This window comes from Silvanigrella sp. (genome assembly GCF_044369315.1).
In the GTDB taxonomy this organism is placed as follows: Bacteria; Bdellovibrionota_B; Oligoflexia; order Silvanigrellales; family Silvanigrellaceae; genus Silvanigrella.
Genome location: NZ_JBIPMD010000017.1, coordinates 1 through 21,368, shown reverse-complemented (window position 1 = coordinate 21,368; position 21,368 = coordinate 1). Strand labels below are relative to the sequence as shown.

At 28.9% G+C, this 21,368-nt stretch carries 21 protein-coding genes; 12 read left to right on the top strand and 9 right to left on the bottom strand.

From position 1 onward, the window contains the following. The first annotated feature begins 9 nt into the window (after nt 1–9). The 3 genes from ACIQ56_RS03030 to ACIQ56_RS03020 are packed head-to-tail and all read left to right on the top strand — an operon-like array spanning nt 10 to nt 1,519. Nucleotides 10–504 carry a hypothetical protein gene (locus tag ACIQ56_RS03030; RefSeq protein ID WP_397599604.1) on the top strand — a complete coding sequence of 165 codons (495 nt, stop codon included), beginning with the start codon at nt 10–12 and terminating at the stop codon, nt 502–504. Beyond that, nucleotides 488–1,204 (top strand): hypothetical protein, encoded by a 717-nt coding sequence (locus ACIQ56_RS03025; RefSeq protein ID WP_397599603.1) that lies wholly within the window; start codon nt 488–490, stop codon nt 1,202–1,204. Before ACIQ56_RS03030 ends, ACIQ56_RS03025 begins: the two co-directional genes overlap by 17 nt. 12 nt (nt 1,205–1,216) lie before the next feature. Further along, the gene (locus ACIQ56_RS03020) at nt 1,217–1,519 is read left to right on the top strand and encodes a Trp family transcriptional regulator (RefSeq protein ID WP_397599602.1); all 303 of its coding nucleotides are present in this window, start codon (nt 1,217–1,219) and stop codon (nt 1,517–1,519) included. 26 nt (nt 1,520–1,545) lie between these two features. On the opposite strand, the gene ACIQ56_RS03015 is transcribed toward ACIQ56_RS03020, so the two are convergent. The 5 genes from ACIQ56_RS03015 to nadE form a co-directional block, all read right to left on the bottom strand. Further along, nucleotides 1,546–2,343, bottom strand: coding sequence for a hypothetical protein (locus ACIQ56_RS03015; RefSeq protein WP_397599601.1), 798 nt, complete (start codon nt 2,341–2,343; stop codon nt 1,546–1,548). Next, on the bottom strand, nt 2,328–3,275 hold the full coding sequence (locus ACIQ56_RS03010) for a hypothetical protein (protein ID WP_397599600.1): 948 nt from the start codon (nt 3,273–3,275) through the stop codon (nt 2,328–2,330). Before ACIQ56_RS03010 ends, ACIQ56_RS03015 begins: the two co-directional genes overlap by 16 nt. Nucleotides 3,276–3,505: 230 nt before the next feature. Then, nucleotides 3,506–4,507 (bottom strand): hypothetical protein, encoded by a 1,002-nt coding sequence (locus tag ACIQ56_RS03005; RefSeq protein WP_397599599.1) that lies wholly within the window; start codon nt 4,505–4,507, stop codon nt 3,506–3,508. 249 nt (nt 4,508–4,756) lie between these two features. Beyond that, the gene (locus ACIQ56_RS03000) at nt 4,757–5,329 is read right to left on the bottom strand and encodes a hypothetical protein (RefSeq protein WP_397599598.1); all 573 of its coding nucleotides are present in this window, start codon (nt 5,327–5,329) and stop codon (nt 4,757–4,759) included. A gap of 325 nt (nt 5,330–5,654) precedes the next feature. Continuing rightward, a complete protein-coding gene (nadE, locus tag ACIQ56_RS02995; protein WP_397599597.1) occupies nt 5,655–7,541 on the bottom strand; it encodes an NAD(+) synthase in 1,887 nt (628 codons plus the stop codon). A gap of 201 nt (nt 7,542–7,742) precedes the next feature. On the opposite strand from nadE, the gene ACIQ56_RS02990 reads away from it, so the two are divergent. The 9 genes from ACIQ56_RS02990 to ACIQ56_RS02950 all read left to right on the top strand — a co-directional run bounded on the left by ACIQ56_RS02990 (nt 7,743) and on the right by ACIQ56_RS02950 (nt 18,439). Beyond that, nucleotides 7,743–8,873 (top strand): ABC transporter substrate-binding protein, encoded by a 1,131-nt coding sequence (locus tag ACIQ56_RS02990; RefSeq protein WP_397599596.1) that lies wholly within the window; start codon nt 7,743–7,745, stop codon nt 8,871–8,873. A gap of 253 nt (nt 8,874–9,126) precedes the next feature. After that, complete coding sequence (locus tag ACIQ56_RS02985) at nt 9,127–10,242, top strand: ABC transporter substrate-binding protein (RefSeq protein WP_397599595.1); 1,116 nt, start codon at nt 9,127–9,129, stop codon at nt 10,240–10,242. 68 nt (nt 10,243–10,310) lie between these two features. Next, the gene (locus ACIQ56_RS02980) at nt 10,311–11,450 is read left to right on the top strand and encodes an ABC transporter substrate-binding protein (RefSeq protein WP_397599594.1); all 1,140 of its coding nucleotides are present in this window, start codon (nt 10,311–10,313) and stop codon (nt 11,448–11,450) included. A 39-nt stretch (nt 11,451–11,489) separates the two neighbouring features. Next, on the top strand, nt 11,490–12,365 hold the full coding sequence (locus tag ACIQ56_RS02975) for a branched-chain amino acid ABC transporter permease (RefSeq protein WP_397599593.1): 876 nt from the start codon (nt 11,490–11,492) through the stop codon (nt 12,363–12,365). A gap of 3 nt (nt 12,366–12,368) precedes the next feature. After that, a complete protein-coding gene (locus ACIQ56_RS02970; RefSeq protein ID WP_397599592.1) occupies nt 12,369–13,328 on the top strand; it encodes a branched-chain amino acid ABC transporter permease in 960 nt (319 codons plus the stop codon). Then, a complete protein-coding gene (locus ACIQ56_RS02965; protein ID WP_397599591.1) occupies nt 13,321–14,136 on the top strand; it encodes an ABC transporter ATP-binding protein in 816 nt (271 codons plus the stop codon). Before ACIQ56_RS02970 ends, ACIQ56_RS02965 begins: the two co-directional genes overlap by 8 nt. Next, complete coding sequence (locus ACIQ56_RS02960; protein ID WP_397599590.1) at nt 14,123–14,830, top strand: ABC transporter ATP-binding protein; 708 nt, start codon at nt 14,123–14,125, stop codon at nt 14,828–14,830. Before ACIQ56_RS02965 ends, ACIQ56_RS02960 begins: the two co-directional genes overlap by 14 nt. A 5-nt stretch (nt 14,831–14,835) precedes the next feature. Beyond that, nucleotides 14,836–15,750, top strand: coding sequence for a pantoate--beta-alanine ligase (gene panC, locus ACIQ56_RS02955; protein ID WP_397599589.1), 915 nt, complete (start codon nt 14,836–14,838; stop codon nt 15,748–15,750). A 25-nt stretch (nt 15,751–15,775) separates the two neighbouring features. Further along, the gene (locus tag ACIQ56_RS02950) at nt 15,776–18,439 is read left to right on the top strand and encodes a 1-acyl-sn-glycerol-3-phosphate acyltransferase (RefSeq protein ID WP_397599588.1); all 2,664 of its coding nucleotides are present in this window, start codon (nt 15,776–15,778) and stop codon (nt 18,437–18,439) included. A gap of 5 nt (nt 18,440–18,444) precedes the next feature. Here the strand turns inward: ACIQ56_RS02950 and ACIQ56_RS02945 are convergent, their stop codons facing one another. The 4 genes from ACIQ56_RS02945 to ACIQ56_RS02930 are packed head-to-tail and all read right to left on the bottom strand — an operon-like array spanning nt 18,445 to nt 21,194. Next, nucleotides 18,445–19,266, bottom strand: coding sequence for a response regulator (locus ACIQ56_RS02945; RefSeq protein ID WP_397599587.1), 822 nt, complete (start codon nt 19,264–19,266; stop codon nt 18,445–18,447). After that, complete coding sequence (locus ACIQ56_RS02940) at nt 19,229–19,471, bottom strand: Hpt domain-containing protein (protein WP_397599586.1); 243 nt, start codon at nt 19,469–19,471, stop codon at nt 19,229–19,231. The genes ACIQ56_RS02945 and ACIQ56_RS02940 overlap by 38 nt, the downstream gene beginning before the upstream one ends. Nucleotides 19,472–19,498: 27 nt before the next feature. After that, nucleotides 19,499–20,347 (bottom strand): CheR family methyltransferase, encoded by an 849-nt coding sequence (locus ACIQ56_RS02935; protein WP_397599611.1) that lies wholly within the window; start codon nt 20,345–20,347, stop codon nt 19,499–19,501. Between the two features lie 37 nt (nt 20,348–20,384). After that, nucleotides 20,385–21,194, bottom strand: a complete 810-nt coding sequence (locus ACIQ56_RS02930) for a hypothetical protein (RefSeq protein WP_397599585.1) — start codon at nt 21,192–21,194, stop codon at nt 20,385–20,387. Between the last annotated feature and the right edge of the window lie 174 nt (nt 21,195–21,368).

Sequence of the window (21,368 nt, the reverse complement as noted above, 5' to 3'; positions counted from 1 at the left end):
TATTCTTTTATGGTATTTTCAAAAAAAACATTTGATTCCAGTTTTGAATCCTATTTAAAACGAAACTTTCCTGAACACGCTAGACGAATTTTACAAGCACGAGCAAATGCAAATCTTGTGCGTTTTTTTTATCCACTTTTATCTTTTCTAATTCCAATCGTTTTTTTTGCATCAATTGCTCTTACTATAGCTCTTTTCAAAAACAAAATTATTGAAGAGGCACAAAAAGGGAGACTTTCCGAAATTATTTCTGCAACATCAATTCAAAATATTATTGCTGGAATATTTGCGATAGGATTTGTATTTGCTTTTATATGTTTTGTTTTAGGTTTAATGTTAGGTTATTCAAAAGCACGTGAACTTATTTTTAATTCTGAAAGAATTGAAGCAAAAATGAGACATATTTGGCTTGTTGATCAAAACGATCATCAAATCGTAAATCCACATCACATTCATTCAAACCATTCTAAAAAACAATCTTTAGAACATGAACCAGAGGCTTAATATTAAAAAGTTTGTAATTTTATTAAATGGTAAAAATAAGGACTCAAATATACAAGTTATTTCTCATAAATTTAAATCAACAAAAATTGAGAATATAAATAATGATATGATATATGTAGCAGATGGCGGAATAAAACATTTTATTAAAATAAAGAATAAAGTGAAAAATATAATTTGGGCAGGTGATCAAGATAGCCTTACAAAGACTTCAAAAAAATATCTTGACAAATATTCTATAAGTAACAAAAATAGAACGAGTCAAGATTTCTATATCAAAGACATCTTACTTGAAAAGAATAAAAACTTTAGTGACTTCTCTGTTTTACTTGATATGATCTTTTCTAATAATTCGAATAGTTCAATTTTTATTGAAGTATTTTTTGGATTGGGTGGAAGAAGAGATCACGAAATGGCTAATATTTTAGAAGCAGAAAGATTTATTTCAAAATTACCTTTTGGTGGAATTTGTTACTTTCATGGAGGAATTATTATTTCTTCGCTAGAATTTGAAATCAAGAAAGCAAACAAAATGAATTTTTCTATTTTTTCCAAAAGTAACAACTCAGAAATAGAAATTTCAGACGCAATTTATAGTGGACATTTTTCGCTGGAAAGGCCGTCACATGGCTTGAGTAATCAAGCCTGTGGAAATACGATATCCGTAAAGCCTAAAAGCTCAATCATATCATTTTATTTTTAAAGGAAGCCCGATATGAATCAAACTAAATCTCAAAAATCAGTAAGAGAAATTCTTGATTTTATTGAAGAAGTAAATGCAAAAGGCTTAAATATGGTTGAATGTGAGCAATTTATTAAAGTATTTTTAACCCCCGCAGAAATTGATGCTATATCTCAAAGAATTTTAATTGTAGATATGATTTGCAAAGGAATTGCACAAAGAGAAATCTCTGAGAAACTAGGAGTTGGAATAGCTACAGTAACAAGAGGAAGCAGAATGCTTCAAGAACATGATGAATCTTTGAAAAAAGTATTTCCTAGAAATGATTCAGAATAGAAAATGACTTATTTGATTACTTTTATTTAAAACCTATTGAGATCTTGATTCAATACGCATTTTGAAATTTCTTCCATTTCACCAAATTGAGCTAAATTTTTTAAAACATCATAATTAGAAACATCGTTTAAATCTTCAATTGTATATCCTAAATAAATTTTTAGGGTATCATCAACTTCATTAATAAGAGCTTCTACAAAATCATCCAAATAGCGATTATACGATTCAATTTGAGTGGAAACACCTAAAATTTTCATTATTAATTTAGTAAAACTTCGAATAACATCATCAGCAGTTGCATTATTTCCATGATCATGTAAATAATTATTAAAGGTTTTAAAAGAATTAATATCATCAGTTGTAATTTTATTAGTTTTATTTTCTACCCGACTGATCAAATCAATTAATTTAATAATATCTGAATTTACGCTAATTGTTGCCTTCATTGTTGAACATAAAACATCTGAATAAGATTTTGAGATATTTCTCATATATTCAGTGGCACCTTTGTCTTGTTTTTTAGAATAATCGTATGCTGGTCTCCATATTTTTCTGTCTGGTTTTAGAATTTGATTATCCATTTTTATATCGGAAATTAATTTATATTTAGCATACTGAAGAATTTCAGGATGTAAAATACCACTTCCAGGAGTTGAAAAATTCATAAAAAAACTTGAAAGAAATCCTGTTTTACTTATTCTGTGATGATTTCTATATAGTTTTTTTTCTTTTGCAGAATCTCTTTCAAAATTTTCTACTCTTTCTCTTAAATTTTTATCATATTCACGGTATTCGTAATAATTTTTAATTATACTTTGCCACATTTTTTTTCAGCATGCCCTATAACGTTAGTAACGGCAAAATATCCGATATCTTGAACAAATAAAGAAATGGGATCAGAAGGAAATAAGCGATTTATTAAAGAACTATTTAAAGATGTTGAAATTCCATTTAAATGACTTGAAAGTTGATCTAATGCAACGCCTGTGGAGCAAACAGAAATTCCATTAGCAAAACCCATAGCGTTTTGAGCCATAAATGAGATTCCAAAAAGAATCTTAAGCCACTCATTAAAATTTTCCTTTTTTCCTGAAGGAATTCCGTCGGTTTTAAAATAGCAAAGACCTAGAACAATATCATATATTAAAGTACCACCTAATGTAACATAAGACGTCTGAGATAATCCTTTAACACTCATTAAATTATTTTGTGATGAGTTATTTAGACTATTTAAAGTTAAATCTTTATCAAAATCATTTCCGGTAAAAAGATTTTTAGTATATCCATAGTTTCTATCTAAAAATAATGAATTTGAATTAATTTTTTTCATCCATTTTGAAGCATCATTACCAAATTTTTTAATATTGATATCTGAACTTAATTGAGATTCTAATTTTTTATTAAATGTGTCTGTTTCATTTTTTGATGAATAACTTGAAATTAAAACTTTAAATATTAAACTTAAATAAAAATTTACTTCTTCATCACTTAATTTCTTTTTGTATTTTTTATTTAAAGTATCTTTAATTACTTCTATATAGTGATAAATACTTTTATCATCAATTTTAATGTTATTTTTAACAAATTGAAATAAAGCTGAATCTGACTTAAATAAAAAATCTAATGACTTTAACAAGCCTAAACGAGCTGACCCTATTTGAAGACTTAATGGAGTTTTTAAAGCTTTCAAATATCTAGAATAATTTAATGTCTTAAAATACAAATGTTTAATTTCATCAAGATCTTTTTGATACAAATATTTTAATTTATTATCTTTTTGGATAGTATTATAATCAAATCCTATTTATTTGCTTAATTTTTCATTTTTTTCTATTAATTCTTTATAATAGTGAAATAAAATAGATAAATTGTAATTAACCAGTCCATTTTTTGAAGCTTGTCTAGTCATTTTTTCTAATGAAACAGAAATTTTATTCAAAGAATTTAATTCAGAAAAATATCTTTTAAAAGAATCATATTCATTTTTTATATTTTTATATTTTTCATTAATATTATTAAAATTTGTTTCTTTAAATTTAGAGTTATTTGATTGAATTTTTTTTTTTCAGTACGAACTCTATTTTGAGAAATAATTTTATTTTGTTCAATTAAATTTTCAATATTTTTATTATATTTTCTTTCTAATTCTCTCAATATTTTATTGGTATTATTATCATATATATCTATAAATTCTGATGGTATTTCAAAAATTAATCCATCAAATTTCTCACTTCTAAAAGTAAAATAAGCTCTTTGCAAAAGAGGACTAGCAACTTTACTTCCTCCAGATAGTGATGCAAAAATAAATCTTCCTGTAACAGCTGCAGGAGTAATCCCTGGTATAGCAGCAGATATTCCTACGAGAGCTAAATCCATAAATGTAACAATAAATATATCAAATATTTCTTTATTCGTAAAAATTCTATAATAACGAAATTTATCATAATAATTATTACTTTGAGCATATTTTATAAAGTTAGACTCAAAATAATTTGCTAAACTCTGTTTAAAATATTCCAAATTATCGTAGTCATTAGCTAATGATTCTATATTTTTTAATTTATTTTCTTCAAATTGATTTTTTGTATATATATCATTAGAGTTAGAACAAATTATATTGTAATTTTGTTTTTCAAATTTATAAATATGAAATTTATTTTTAATATTATAAGAAATAACATGATTTTGAAAGCAATATAATAATTGCTGATTTTTATCTTGCAATGCCTTTTTTATGCCACCATTATTAGGTTGGCTATCTAAAGCTTTATTTGTAGCAACAAATGCGCTACATAATCTAATAAAGGCATCAAAATATAAAAATATTTCTTCATTTTCAAAATAGACTAAAGGCAATATTGCTTTTTTGGATTTTAACTCATCTTTTAGCTTTCTGTTAAGTCTCCATTGCTTAACATCACCAATAATTTCTTTTGGATTTTTTATGGTTAAATCAATATCAGGGCTTTTAATCGATGAAAATTTCAAAATTACCTCCAAAAATATCATTAAAATCCAAGATAACAAAGAAATAATTGATTATAAATTAAATAATAATTACAATTAGTTAATATTTACTAATTTACAAAAATTAAACCAATAATATTTTTTAGTTAATAATAAGAATTTTTAGAATTTTAAAGTATAATTTATAAAAAAATTTAATTTAAAAAGAGAAATTATTAGATCTATTCTTCTCTTTTTAAATTAATAAAAAACCATTTATTGAAATAATAGTTAATTCATTTTTCTTAATTTATCAATTAAGTGACTTATTTCACTATCTTTAACGCCCTCTAAATTATAATGAACATTTAAAATAAAATCTAATATAACATTAAACCATTTTTCATCTTTTGAAATATCTATAATCAAACAAAGTAAAATAAAACTTTTAATTATAGAATCTATAGAAGAATCATTTTTTTCTATCACTTTTCGCAAACGGTCTTCAATTAATATTTTTCGTAAAATTGGACCAGCATCTATAAATACTTTTTTAAGAATGACTTCCCAATCAAAACCTTGATTATTTAAAGAATTATTTTCTGAATTTAATTCTTCAATTTCAGAGATAAATTTTATCAAGTCATTATCATTTAAAGAAGCGAACTTTTTTAAAATGGATATACTATTTGAAATGGGAGAGAATTTTTTCAATCTGATTTTATTATAGTAACTTTTATCCATATTAAGAAGCTCTGCTACTTCTTTATTCTGATAACCCGTTGCTAAGTGAAATTTCTCTAGATATAGCGATAAAGTACGAATGTGTTTTTCTTCGTCCTTACTTGGCTTAACTTCATCCATAAAGTTTGTGCTCCTTAACGTTTTGAAGACTCCTTCTTCAAAAGGCTTTTTTGTTACTACATCCTCTTCAATGAATCTACTTATTTTAAATGAATTAAAAAAGATAAAATATATTTTTTTTATCTTTTAATAAATTCATTACCTTAAAAGTTTTTCGAACAAGACAAAATATAAGAAATCTTAAATAAAATATAGAATTAATTTCCTTTATGAACTAATAATATAGACTAATAATCTATATTATTAGTCCTGATATGTAAAAATATCATCTACAAATAAGAATAGATCTTATAAAATTGAAATAAAAGATCACAGCATATTTTTTTTAAACCTCCAAAGATTTTTTTAAGTTCACATAACAATCTGAAAAATGAGCTCTTCCAATATGTTCGCGGTGATCAAAACCAAAAGCTCTTCTTGTAATCGCTATAATGGGAGGTGCTTGAACACGCTTAAATGCTCCCATTCCTTTATAGTTAAACCACCAACGTTCTAAATCAAGAATAAAAGATGGAACAGTAGGAAATAAATTTTTAGAAAGTCCCTCTTCACAGCCAATCATAGAATCTAAGGTTCCATCCAAATAAGCTTTTAAACAGTCCTCAGGAGTTTTTCTATCCCAATGCTCTACCCAAGAACGGAATAAAAAATCATGGTAGGAATACTGAATGGGATCCCCTTTGTTTTCTATAACATTTTGATCTTCATTTAATTCTGCACTTGGAACAACTTGAATTGTTTCTATAGGAATCATTTCAGATTTATAAATTTCATTGTTATAAAACTTAGACAATTCATATACATCTTTTTTCCAGAGATCGCCTATTGGACTTAAAAAGCCTGCTTGATCTCCGTATAAAGTAGAATAACCAACAGTTAATTCAGATTTATTCGCATTACAGGAAAAAACACCTTTTAAGGAAGCAGATAATGCAGATAAAATTCGCCCTCCCCGATCTCTTGCTTGAATATTTTCAAAAACTAATGTTGAGATATCTAATAAAGAAGTTGATCTTAAAAAAGTAATTTCATTTAATTGTGATTTCGTATGTTCAATTGAATTGGTAATGCCAACAGAAGCAAAAGGACAATTTAAGTTTTCAGCTAATTTAAATGCCGCATTTTTTGTAAGACTTGAATTAAACTTAGAAGGCATATTTATTAAGTAAACATTTTCAGATCCAAGTACACGCGAAAACAAAACAGCACTAAGTGCAGAATCTATACCACCACTTGCTCCAATAACAACTCTATTAATATTCCAATCTTGTAAACAGTTTTTTAAAATATATTCGAGAGAAATTTGCATATCTTTAATTAAAGTATTCTCATTTTTTTCGATTTTATTTTCTAATATAAATTTATTGTTGTTTAACTCAAACTCACCTATAGCTAATGAGCTTTTGAAGAATTCACCAATACATACGATCTCTTTATTTGGAGAATAATAAGTTGATGAACCATCAAACCCATAGATGGTTTTTCCCACATTTTGAACACCAACACAATTAACATAAAATATTGGAACTCTTACATTAGAACTTATAGATGAAAAAAGATTTTCTCTTTTTTCTTTTTTTCCTAAGGTAAATGGCGAAGAACTTAAATTAACAAAAAAATCGTGCTCATATTTTTTTGTAAATTCTTCTATTGGATGAAAAGTATAATCATGACTCCAACCATCTTCACATATAGATAATCCAATATGAAATTCTTTCTGATCTATATTTAATAATGCAGGCTCATAAAGATCAATTGGTTTGCAATTCATCTCCTGAGATAGTTTTCTTAAATCATAAAAATGTCTTGAGTCATCAAATTCTCTATAATTTGGTAATAAAGATTTAATCCAAAAGGGAAGACCTGTTTTAGAGTTTTCTAAAAGTTTTCCTTTAGAAGCTATAAAAACAGCATTATATTTTCGAACTCTGCCATCTTCATTTTTTTTATTCCAATCTATTCCTACAGAGCCAAACATAATATTTATTTTATGAGATAATTTTATTATTTCAAGATGAAAAAATTCACATTCTTTTAAAAACGCGGTTTGTTCCCAAGTATCCCCATTTAAGTAACCAGGTAAAACCATTTCTGGAAAAATAATTAAGTTAACAGCTTTGTGAATCGCTTTCTCTACCTCAATTTTAATACTTTCGTAATTTTCTCTACAATTAGCTGAAACTACTCTAATTTGTCCAATCGCAATCTTCATAGATCCCTCAATTAACTTAAAACTTAAAGACCATAACAACAATTATAGGCTAATATAATTTTATAGAATGGGACAAGTAGAACTTAAATTCTTCTTGTGTTTTTATAAATTTTTGTCATAATCAAAATGAATCTGATTTAAGTATATTTATAGTTTTCAAAGGATAAAATTTTCTTTCCTACTTTACAGGAGGTATATTTCGTGAGTTATTATCTTACAAATAAAAATATATTAATGAAAAGTTTTTTGCTATCAGCAGGACTTTTTATTACGAGTCAAGTTTTTTCTTTGGAAGTAAAAGTAGGATCTGTTTTATCTCTGACTGGAACACTCGGATCTTATGGTCAAGATGCAAAAAAAGGAATGGAACTCGCTCTTTCTGAAATGGGAAACTCAGAACCTAAATTAAAAATGTACACAGAAGATACTTTGAGTACCCCTGCCGAAGCTGCTAAAGCCATTAATAAATTAATTTCTTCTGATAAGGTTTCAGTAGTTATAGGTGACATGACAAGCTCGAATACAATCGCTGCGGCATCCATTGCAGAGAAATCAAAAATTCCAATTGTTTCTCCAAGTGCAACCAACGATTCTATCACGCAAGGAAAAAAATATATTTTTAGAGCTTGTTTTATTGATAGTTTTCAAGGAACTGTCATGGCTACTTTTGCTTCCCAAAATCTCAAAGCAAAAACGGCAATTATTCTTGAAGACTCTGACTCGGATTACAGCAAAGGTTTAAGTAAAAGTTTTGTGGAACATTTTACAAAAAATGGGGGTCTAGTAACAAAAGTATTACGTTATTCTCAAAAAGATACTTCTTATACTTCACAATTAAGTGAAGTCCGTAAATCAAAGCCTGATATTATTTTTATTCCAGGTTTTCATCAACAAGTTGGAGTTATCTTGAGAGAATCTAAAGATCTTCAAATAAAATCTAAAATATTAGGAGGAGATGGTTGGGATACTCCGGAATTAAAACAGATTGCAAAAGGTGCTGAAAACGGAAGTTATATTTCAAATCATTATATTGCCTCTGGTGAAAATAAAAAACTTCAGAGTTTTGTAAAAGCTTATAAAGCAAAATTTAATGAAGAGCCAAGTGCTTTTGCTGCTCTTGCTTATGACTCTTTGTATATGGTGCGCAAAGCTATTATCGATTCAAAATCAAATGATCCTGAAAAAATAACGGCAGGACTCGCTGCCATTAAAAACTTTGAAGGAGTAACAGGAATCATTTCAATGGATAAAAATCACAACCCATTAAAACCAGCTGTTGTTCTTGAATTTACTCCAAATGGATATAAGTATATCACAAGTGTAAACCCTTAATTAATTTCTTATTTATTTTTAAAAGCATAAAGATCATTTTGTTTCTTTATGCTTTTTATTGCTAAAAAAATTAAAGAAACAAAATTCATTTGATTTTAATGAAATCTTAACTCAATTTTTTAATTCGATTTGCATTATTTGATAATTCATGATATTTCTCAAAATCTTGGAATAAGTATACCTACTATTACATTATACTTTTGCTATCCTATAGCAGTAATTTTAATAACTTATAGACAATTAAGGATCAAAAATGGGTTGTACAGCCAGTTTAAAAAAATTTGTATTTCCAGCCGCAAGTTTTCTTGTAAGCGTTTCCTTTTTTCAAAATATTTTTGCACTTGAAGCTAAAATAGGGATATTATTGTCTTTCACAGGGTCTCAGGCTTATTATGGCAAAGAAACGAAAAATGGAATTGATTTGGCTCTTGAGCAACATAATAAGAATAATAAAGATTTAAAGATAAAACTTTTTGTTGAAGATTCTCAAAGCTCTCCTTCTGAAGCAGCTAAAGGAATAAATAAACTTATTACCTCCGATAAAGTTGTTGTAGTTATAGGAGATATGGTGAGTTCAAACACAATTGCAGCGGGATCGATTGCTGAAAAATCTAAAATCCCCATTTTGTCACCCGGCTCAACGAACGATACTGTTACTATTGGCAAAAATTATATCTATCGCACCTGTTTTACAGATAGTTTTCAAGGCCTTGTCATGGCGAACTTTGCTTATAAAAATTTAAATGCAAAGACTGCGGTTATTTTACAAGATTCAGACTCAGATTATAGCATAGGATTAAGCAAGAATTTTTCGGATAAATTTACCTTAGATGGCGGTAAAGTAACAAAAATATTACGCTATTCACAAAAAGATACAAATTTTACTTCGCAATTAGGAGAAATTCGTAAAATAAAACCAGACGTCGTATTTATACCTGGATTTCATCAACAAGTTGGTGTGATTTTAAGAGAAGCAAAGGATCTTCAAATCAATTCCAAAATGTTGGGCGGTGACGGATGGGATACTCAAGAATTAAGAACAATTGCGAAAGGAGCCGAAAACGGTGGATTTATATCAAATCATTATTCGGCAGAATCAAAAGATCCTACCTTACAAAATTTTGTGAAAGCTTATAAAGCAAAATATAATATAGAACCAAGTTCCTTTTCTGCTTTAGGGTATGACTCTGCTAATTTAGTCATTCAAGCAATTAAAAATGCAAACTCAAATGATCCAGAAAAAATTAATAATGCTATTGCTAAAACGAAAAATTTAAATGCAGCAACGGGAGTAATTACGATAGACAAAAATCATAACGCATCTAAGCAGTTATTCTTGAGTTTACGCCAAAAGGTTATAAATATATAACAAGTGTAAATCCAAATAATTAATTTTTTTAAGACGAGTATATCTCTATTTAAATGAGGATTTTTTTAATGAATTTTTTTTCGAAAAAATATAATAATTCAAAAGTAATTGTTTCTTTATTTTCAAGTTTTGTCATCTCATTTAACGCATATGCCTTAGAAATAAAAGTTGGCGTTTTATTACCTTTAACCGGGAGTCAAGCCTTTTATGGAAAAGAAGCAAAAAATGGAATTGATCTTGCATTTAAAGAGATGAATGATCCTGATATAAAAATCAAACTCATTGTAGAAGATACTCAAAGCACCCCTTTAGAAGCAGCTAAAGGAATCAATAAATTAATCACCTCCGACAGGGTATCCGTTGTCATTGCAGAAGTGATTAGCTCAAATGCAATAGCAGCTGCTGCCATTGCAGAAAAAGCTAAAGTACCAATTATATCACCAGCAGCAACCAACGATGCCGTTACTTTAGGAAAAAAATATATTTTTAGGACATGTTTTATTGATAGTTTCCAAGGTGTAGTCATGGCTAATTTTGCTTCAAAAAATCTAAATGCAAAAACCGCGATCATTTTAGAAGATTCTGACTCTGATTACAGTAAAGGACTGAGCGATAATTTTTCGTCTACATTTGAAAAGTCTGGTGGCAAAATTTTAAAAACATTAAAGTACTCACAAAAAGATACCACATTTACAGCTCAGTTAGGAGATGTCAGAAAAATAAAACCTGATGTCGTATTTATACCTGGATTTCATCAACAAGTCGGTGTCATTTTAAGAGAATCAAAAGACTTACAAATTAAATCTAAAATGTTAGGTGGCGATGGTTGGTTTACGCCTGAATTAAGATCTATTGCTAAAGGCGCTGAAATTGGAGGTTATACCTCTACACATTACGCAACTGAAAGCCATGAGCCTAAAGTAAAATCTTTTGTAGATAGTTACTTTAAAAGATATAATGCAAGCCCAAGCGCTCATGCCGCATTAGGCTATGATTCCTTTAATATTGTTTATCAGTCCATTAAAAAAATAAAATCGGAGAACTCTGAAAAAATTACCGAAGCTCTGTCGAAAGTAAAAGACTTTAATGGTATAACTGGATCTATTACAATGGATAAGAATCATAATCCAATTAAACCGGCGGTGATACTAGAGTATGTACCAAATGGATATAAGTTTATTACAAGTATTTCACCTGATGCTAAGTAAACAGAAAAAAATGGAACTCTCTCACTAAGGTAGCATCTCATGTCAGATTTTATTCAAGCTATGATCGACGGAATAGCAATTGGTAGTTTATATGCTTTAATTGCTATAGGCTATTCGATGGTTTTTGGAATATTACAATTTGTTAACTTTGCGCATGGTGAATTATTTATGCTTGGCGCTTATTTTGTAATGCTTTTTCTTACCATGGGAGCACCCATTTGGGCTGCGTTACTTTTCGCTATTTTAGCAGTTGGCGCCATTGCAATTGTTATTGAACGCGTAGCTTATAAACCACTTCGAAAACACAATCGATTAGCTCCATTAATTACCGCTGTTGCTATGAGTTTATTCCTCCAAAATATTGTACAAGTCTTATTTTCTCCAAACTCTTTAAGTTATCCAATAAATATTCCTGGTAATATTGTTACTTTTGGTGAATTATTTGTTCGCATTAGAGATATTGGAATTTTTTTATTAACAATAGCTTTGGCTGTTTCTTTAAAATTATTTCTTAATAAAACAAAAGCCGGAAAAGGAATTAAAGCGCTGGCAATGCATGCAGATGCTTCAAAACTTTGTGGTGTTCCGTTTGATAGAACAGTGAGTCTTACTTTTTTTATTGGAGCAATGCTCGCCGTAATTGCTGGTACAATTCAAGGAATGGCGACAAATCAAATTTTTCCGTTAATGGGAGTGAATGCAGGATTAAAAGCTTTTGCAGCTGCTGTTTTAGGTGGAATTGGTGATTTAAGAGGAGCCGTTTTAGGTGGCCTTTTTTTAGGAATATCCGAGAGCATGCTCGTTAGCTATGAGTTGTCTACTTATAAAGATGGATTTGCGTTTGTAATCTTAATCATTGTTCTTCTCGTTAGGCCACAAGGCATACTCGGAAGAGCCCAGCTAGTTAAAGTATAAACTATGACAGATATTTTTAATTATATTCAATTGCCATTTATCATCTTTTGTATATTAGCAATTCAAGCGATGAGTCTTCAAATTGTTCTTGGCGGAACAGGGCTATTATCATTAGGACATGCGGCATTTTATACTGTTGGTGGATACACTTCTGCTATGTTTACTGTTTTTATTGCACCAAAATTAGGAATAGAAAATCATTCGCTGTTACTTTTATTAGCATGCATTGTAGGAATGGTATCTGCTTCTATTTCTGGTCTTATTGTTGCTATCCCCTGTTTAAAACTTAGGGGAGATTATTTAGCGATGGCAACTCTTGGAGTTGGTGAAATTGTTGCAACCATATTTAAAAATTTAGATTTTGTTGGCGGTACAAGAGGGTTTAAAGATATTCCAAAACTCGGATCACCAATGCTTATTTTTATAATTATGATAATTATAGCATTATTTATCAAACGTTTTTACAAGACAAATATTGGATTTGCTGTTCGTGCTACAAGAGATGATGAAATTTCAGCAAAAAGTATTGGAATAGATATTTATAAAACAAAATTAATTTCTTTTTTAATTGGAACATCTCTTGCTGGATTAGCTGGTGTATTTTATTCACATACCCTTCAATTTATAAGCCCTGATGAAGCTGGTTTTTACAATAGTGTTGTTCTTGTATTAGCTGTTGTCATTGGTGGAATGTATAGTGTTTATGGAAGTATATTTGGAGCCTTTATTATTGTTGTTATCCCAGAACTCCTTCGTTTTATTCCACAAATATTTGATCCCTATTTGTATAAATTAGTTGAAAAAGGTTTTTTAACTCAATCTTTTGTGACTATATTTAATTCAATTTTTTCAAATAGAACATTAGTATTTTCTGTGCTTGTTGTTATTATTATGTTACTTAATCCAAAAGGTGTAGCATCATTAATGGACAGCTTTAAAAGAATGAGAAAAATAAATGAGTAATATTCTTTCTATATCTAATGTAACAGTAAAATTTGGTGGACTCGTTGCGCTAAATGATTTTCATATTAATGTCCGTAAAGGTGGAATTTCTGGGGTAATTGGTCCAAATGGAGCAGGAAAAACAACTGTTTTTAATATTATTACGGGTGTCTATAAACCTTTTTCTGGATCCGTATTAGTAGAAAACTCAGAGCTTGTTGGGTTACCAACTCATTTAATAGCTCATTATAAAGTTTCCAGAACCTTTCAAAATATTCGTTTATTTGCAAATATGACAGTTGCAGAAAACATTATGTCAGGAGCATGCATAAAAAGAGAAGGAGAATTTTTTTCCTCTTTATTTTCTTTTTCAAAGACAAGGAAAAAAGAAAAAGAGTTAATCCAAAAAATGGAAGGTCTTCTTGAATTTTGTGGTTTAAAAAAGTTTAAAGACTATCCTGCAACTTCGTTACCTTATGGTCTACAACGAAAACTAGAAATAGCTCGTTCCCTTATGACGGAACCAAAATTATTACTCCTTGATGAACCTGCAGCTGGTATGAATCCTACTGAAAAATTAGCTCTTCAGGAACTTGTTAAAAAAATTTCTCAACAAGGAATTTCAATTTTATTAATTGAACACGATATGAAATTTGTAATGAATTTATGCGAACATATAACAGTATTAAACTATGGTAGCGTCATAGCTGAAGGACTCCCTAAAGATATTCAGACAAATCATGAAGTAATTGAAGCATATTTAGGTTCTGACGTTGAAGACGATTTTATTGTCAAATTGGATAAGGAAACAGAAAATGCTTCTCGTTGAAAACTTAGCTGTCGATTATGGAGCTATTCAAGCTTTAAAAGGAATTCATGTAGAAGTCTTTGAAGGTGAAATTGTTTCTTTAGTGGGAAGTAACGGCGCTGGAAAAACTACTTTTTTAAGAACTCTCTCTGGTCTTATAAAACAAAAATCAGGTAAAATATTTTTTTCAAAAAATAATATTACTGGTTTAGCTACACATGAAATTGTCAAACTTGGTATCAGCCAATCGCCAGAAGGGCGAATGGTTTTTCCAGATATGACCGTAAAAGAAAATTTAATCATGGGTTGCTATAGTTTTTCTTTCTCTAAAGCTGAAATTCAAAGTAATATCGACAGAATGGTCGCTTGGTTCCCAAGACTAGGGGAACGCATGAATCAAAAAGCGGTTTTACTTTCTGGTGGAGAGCAGCAAATGCTTGCAATTGCACGTGCCCTCATGGCAAAACCCAAGTTACTACTTTTGGATGAACCCAGTCTTGGGATCGCTCCTTTAGTTGTTCAACAAATTTTTAAAATCATCGTTGAACTGAATCGTGAAGGAATGACTATTTTACTTGCTGAACAAAATGCTCGACTCGCTTTAAAAATTTCTCACAGAGCCTATGTATTAGAACTTGGGACAATTATTAAAAAGGGAGAAGCTTCTTCACTTCTTCATGATAAAGACGTTCAACGGGCATATCTTGGAGGATAAACTCTGTGCCCCCTGCTATTATCACACGACGTCATGAACTCTTCTCCTATTTATCTGAACAAAGATTAAATAAAAATTCAATTGGATTTGTTCCTACAATGGGAGCGCTTCATGAGGGGCACGCTAGTTTAATTCAAAAATCGGCTTCAGAAAATGACTGCACTGTTGTTTCTATTTTTGTAAATCCAAAACAGTTTGGCCCGAATGAAGATTTTGCAAAATATCCTCGAACTTTTCAAAATGATATTGATATTGCAACACAACATGGAGCTAAAGTTATTTTTGCTCCCAGTATTGAAGAAATGTATCCTCAAGGTTTTCTAACTCAAGTAAGTGTTTCGGGTATAACAGAAGTTTTATGTGGTGCCCACAGACCTGGGCACTTTAATGGTGTCACAACAGTTGTTTTATTATTAATGAATCTTGTTCAAGCAAATTATATTTATCTAGGGCAAAAAGATTTTCAACAAGTTCAAGTTATTAAAAAAATGGCTACCGATCTTTTCCATCCTACAAAAGTAATAATGGTACCAACCCTTCGTGAAAAAGATGGTTTAGCTATGAGCAGCCGCAACCGTTACCTTAATGAGGAGGCCAGAAAAAAGGCCTTATTTATCCCTAAAGCACTTGCTTTAATTGCAAAAGAATTTCTAAATGGGGAAAAATCCATAGATCATTTGTTAAAAATTTCTCTTACCGAATTAAAAAAAGAAAATTTAACACCTCAATATCTTGAATTTAGAAAGATAGATGATCTTACTCAAAAATGCGAAGGAAATCTTTCTTCTGAAGCGGTTGTAGCCATTGCTCAAATTATAGAATTTGAAGGTACAAGTACGCGTCTTATTGACAATATCTTACTTGGAAACGATTCTCCAAATACTAAAGCTCTTGAGGATCTTATTGCTAAGGCGTTTTAGTTTAGATTTGCGGAGAAAATCAAATATGTATAAAATAATGGGTATCCATTTTACAAATTGGGCTTGGCTGTATTCACCTTTATCTTTTTTTATGAGAATTCGGGTTTATCCTAAATCTGTTTCTAAAGAGACTTTTTTTAATCAGCATAATGGGAAAGCTATTGTCTACGTTTTACCAAGAATGTCTGTAATGGATACCATCGTATTAAATAAAACTTTAAAAACATTTGAACAAAAAAAGATTTCAACAGAAGCGAAACCAAAACGTTTCAGACACGCTGCTTTACTTGCCCTTAAATCAGGTTCGTTACTTTTTTCGAACTCACACAAAGATCGCTTTTTAAGTGACTTTGTTAAATTAATCAAAAACGACCCGCGTTCTAAAAATGAAAAACTTGTTTTTATTCCAGTAAGTATATTTTGGAGTAGAGCGCCTGAACGTAACGAAAAAGGGTTTCTTTTAAAATCTTTATTTCCAGATGATGGCACTGGAAACGCTTTGCAAAAATTATTTATGTTAATTCTTCATAGAGGCGAAGTTAACATCTCTTTTGGCAAAACATTTAATTCCCCTAATATTGAATTTGGTTTAGCAGAAAAATCAGACTCAGCACTTGAAAATCAAGACCAAGATTTTGAATATGCAAGAAGAATGAGAAGACAATTTAATATTGAATTTGCGAAAGAAAGAACGGCAGCTTTCGGACCAACGCTGTATGATAATGAAAAAATATGTCAATGGATTCTTTCTACTACAACAACGAAAAAATTTATCTCTTCATCTGAAAACCCACTTAAAACAGAAGAACAAATTGTTAAATATATTCGTGAAATTGGTGCTAATTATAATTATGTTACCGTAAGAGCTCTTGAAAAGTTTTTTGATTTTATATGGACAAAAATATTCGAAGGGGTAAGAGTTCGAAATTTTGAACACATCGAACGTGTTGCAAAAGATGGACAAATTATTTGGATGCCAAGCCATCGCAGTCACTTTGATTATTTATTACTTTCTTATGTTTTATTTAAAAAAGGTTTTGTTGTACCGCATATTGCTGCAGGAATAAATCTTAATTTTTGGCCTATAGGGTCTATTTTAAGACGAGGTGGTGCTTTTTTTATAAGAAGAAGTTTTTCTGGAAATAAAATATATGCTCATACTTTTTCTGAATATGTAAATTTTCTTTTACAAAATAGTTTTCCAGTAGAGTTTTTTCAAGAAGGCGGAAGAAGTCGAATTGGTAAGTTACTTAGCCCTAAAATGGGGATGCTAAATATCTGTGTTCAGAGTATTATTAAAAGAAAATCTGAAAATACATATATTGTTCCTGTTTACTTTGGATACGATAAAGTAATGGAGGACGACTCTTATGCAAAAGAACTCAAGGGTGCTAAAAAACAAAAAGAAAATGCGTTTCAATTTCTGAACGGAATTCGAAAAGTTTTTACAAATTATGGAAGCGTCGATGTTTCCTTTGGAGATCCCATTAAAATTGGAGATATTTGGCAAGAATATAATGAAAAAATAAGAAAAGAAATCCCTGCTGACCTTTCAATTAACGAATTATTACCATATCATTTAAAAGATTTACCAGATAATTTTGATACGAGAGATCCTCAAGTTCAAGGTCTTGTAAAATATATTTCAAAAAGAGTGAATCAAAGAATCAACTGTGCCGCAAAGGCTTCAGGCACTTCAATATTAGCATCTTGTCTTTTATCTCAACAAACTAACAAAATTAATTTTGAAGAGTTGCAATACCAAACTATTTTATTAAACTATTTAATTAATACATTTAATAATAAAATAAATTGGAAACTTTCAACAAGTTTAGATGCAGAACATATTTTTGAGTACTTAACATCATATTTAGGCCAATTTGAAAAATCTGTAAGTGAAATGGGAAATAATTTAATTTTATCTAGCACAAATCTTCCTTCTATTCATAATCTATCAGAACAAACATTTGAAATGGGTTTGCGCTGGAAACTAATGAATAAAGAAACAAACTTAGAAAATAAAATTGAATACATTCGCAATGAAGAAAAAGAAATGAATTTATGGTGGTATAGAGGCACCATATTCCATATTTTAGCACCCTTTGGCATTATTGCTCAAGTTTTATTAAATTCGAAAGAAGAGGAAAGAACAAGTCAAAAAATCGAATTTACAATATCTTCAATCCGTAGAATATGGCAAGACGAATTATTTTGGGACAGTAAGACTTCGAGTGTTTTAATTTCTAACTCTTGTTTAGATATTTTTGAAAATCTAGGGCTCATTAAACAAATTGATACTGAGTTTGAAGATAAAAAAAGAATTGAAATTTCAAATAATCCCCAAAAAATAGAAACTCTAGAATTTTTATCAAGATTCATTCGACCCGAGGTCGAGTTGTACGGTATTTTAATGGCAACGGCTCTGGAGCTCGTAAAATCAAAAGGTGTTTTTTCAAGAGATGAACTCATTCAAAAGACAATAACAACTCACTCTGCTGCCTTTTTAAGAACGATTGCGTTTCAACCACCCATTTTTTCAAAAGTTTTTTCACAAAGAGCTTTTGATTCTTTATACAAAGCAGGAATTTTTACTCCGAGAGAAAATCAAAAACTTTCACTCAATATTGCTAATGTTGCGGGTTTTTCATTATTTCTCAATGTAACTCAATGGACTGATTTTGTTTCTTAATAAGGTCAACTCGTTTTACTTTTCTCAAAATCTAGAATATTTATTGTAGTTTCTTTTATTTCATCAAGACAATTTTTTAAGATTTCTCTGTCTTTTAAAATATCAGAATCTACATTTCCATTATTTATAAAAGAATCCATTTTTTGAAAATAAACATAGGTTTTAAAACATGCTTTTGATATTTTTAGCAATTCATTCCAAATATATCTTGTTTTCATAGCTCTATCTAATACAAAAACAAGATTATTTGTATTAAAAGGCTTATCAATAAAATCATTAACCCCTAATTTTAAAAATTTTTTGGAACTTTCTAAATCTAAGTTTCCAGATACAAGAATAATTGGAATAAATTTGTTAATTTTTCTAATTTGTTCTGTAAATTGAAATCCATCTATTTTTGGCATTTTTAAATCTGTTAAGATAACATCAATTTTTTTTGTATTTAAAATATCAAGAGCATCTTTTGCATTATCCAGAACATAAACAAGATAGTTTTGTTGCTCAACAACAATTTTCATATATTCCAAAATTTCTTTTTCATCATCAAGAATTAAAACATTACCAATTGATTTTTTATTTTCAATGGGGGGTGGAGGAGATAAATTCTCTGTTTTTTTATTGCTATTTTCTTTTTTTCCTAAATTTAAAATTTTATCAATACTATCCCTAATCTGATTAAAATGGGCAAGCTCAGATTTTGGCTCCACATCTATGATATCCATTGATTTTTTTAAACAATCATTACCAGCTATTAATATATCTATAATTTCCTGACTTAAAATGATTTTATTATTTTTTACTGATATTAAATAAGGTTTCGTAGACATGGGTAAAATGTACTAATTTATCAATTCCAACAACCGCTGCAGATCCTTTAATAGTATGAATAATTCTTAAAAGTTTATCATATTGAGAAAAATCAGTCGGATTTTTTTCTAAATTAATAAAAATATTTTCTGTTTCATCAAGCATTTCTTTCGATTCAGTTATAAATGTATTTCTTAATTCTTTTTCAAAAGAAACATTATTCATAATCTTTTCCTAGTAAAATAATCTAACTTAATTCTTAAAATCAGTTTTGAGTTTATGAATTGTTATATTATTAAAATTAATTAAATCATAATCATTTGAAAGTTGTAATAAACTCTCTGCTCCACCTAGCACTAAATATCCTTCTGGATTTAATAATTTTGCAAATTTTGATATGACATTTTTTTTGTTTTCTATACTTTGATATATTAAAACATTTCTACAGAATATAATATCAAAAGGTTCAAAGTTTGGCCAAGGATGAAGCAAATTTAGTTGTTTATAAGTGATAAAGGAGGATATTTCAGATTTTACTTTATAGTTTGGTACCAAATTTAAATCTGATATTTCTTCATTAAAATATTTTTTTAAAAGCTCAGGTGAAAGTCCTCTTTGGACCTCAAGTGGGGAATAAATCCCTTTTTCTGCTTGTTTTAATACCCGATCACTAATATCTGTAGCTAAAATTTCGTAACTTTTATTCATTCCTAATTCTTTTAATTCCGCCATAATAATAGCAATAGAATAAGGTTCTTGGCCTGTACTTGTGGCTGCACACCAAATTCGAATTCTGTTTTTATTTGCCATGATTTTGGGAACAAATTCTGTTTTTAAAAATTCAAATACTTTAGGATCACGAAAAAAAGAGGTTTCATTATTTGTCGCTAAATCTAATATCAAAGATTTTATTTGCGAATTTAATCCGTTTGTTTGAATTTCATTCCATAAAGAATCTATACTACTTATATTAATTAATTTTAACAAATTCTGAATTCGAGTTAATAATAAATATTTATTTGTTTCATCGTATTGAATACCAGTTTCTATTTCTATTAATGATGAAAAATATTTAATTAAATTTTCTTTATAAGTTTCCATTTCCAATTAAAATTCTCCTTAATATAAAATTATTTCCTTAGCTTTTTTCAACTATATTCTTTAATTCATTGTAAACATCATTTGGATTTAACCCTTTTATATCTTCAATTTCATTTAACTTTAAAGATTGAAAATAGCCTTCTAAAATATTAAAAGCCATCTCAACAATTTCCTTTGTTTTATCAATATTAAATTCATTATTTAAAGAAACTATCTTTTCTATATAATTAGAAACCAAGATTGATACTTTTTCACTATATTTTGCATTCACAAAATTTGCGGCTGCCTGTAATGCAATAAATTCAGATTTAACATTATTAATTTCATTCCTAAAATTATTTTGAGTGATTTCTGAATTTTTAATTTTAGCTAGAAAAGACTTTATGTTTATCGAAATAACATTCTCAAAACAATCTAAATATTCAAATAACATTTCTTTATTTAATTTATGAATCGGCTCAATTACAGGTTTAATAGGATTAGATTCTTGAATATTTTGCTCTGTAAATGAAATAATAGCACTAGATAAATTATCTAGAGTTAAATATTCTTTTTGAACTAAAATTTCAGTAAAAGGTTTATATATTTCTTTTAATTTTTTTTTCACAGAATCAGATACTTCAGAATTCCATAAACCAAGCGATTTTGCACTTGCTTGAAAATCCAAACCTTCAATTTGCTGTTTCATTAATATTTTTAAAAGATCATTTTTAGGTAAAAGATTAAATTCATATATAAGCTCTGCTGAAGAAGGGATAATCTCTAACTGTTCAATAAATATTTCAAGAACTTGTTCCATACTTAACAATTTTTTTTCTATTAAATATTCACTAAATAGAACAGTCATTTGAAGATCCTCACTTTACCATTTGTACTAAATAATCAGAGCATCCATCAATGATCCTCCCCTAAGAAAGTAGACACCCAGATCCGAAAAAAACTTATAGGAAAGAGGTGTTGAAATGGTGTTAACCAAAAGAAGGTATACAAGCGAATTCAAGCAAGGGGCGATTGAGCTTAC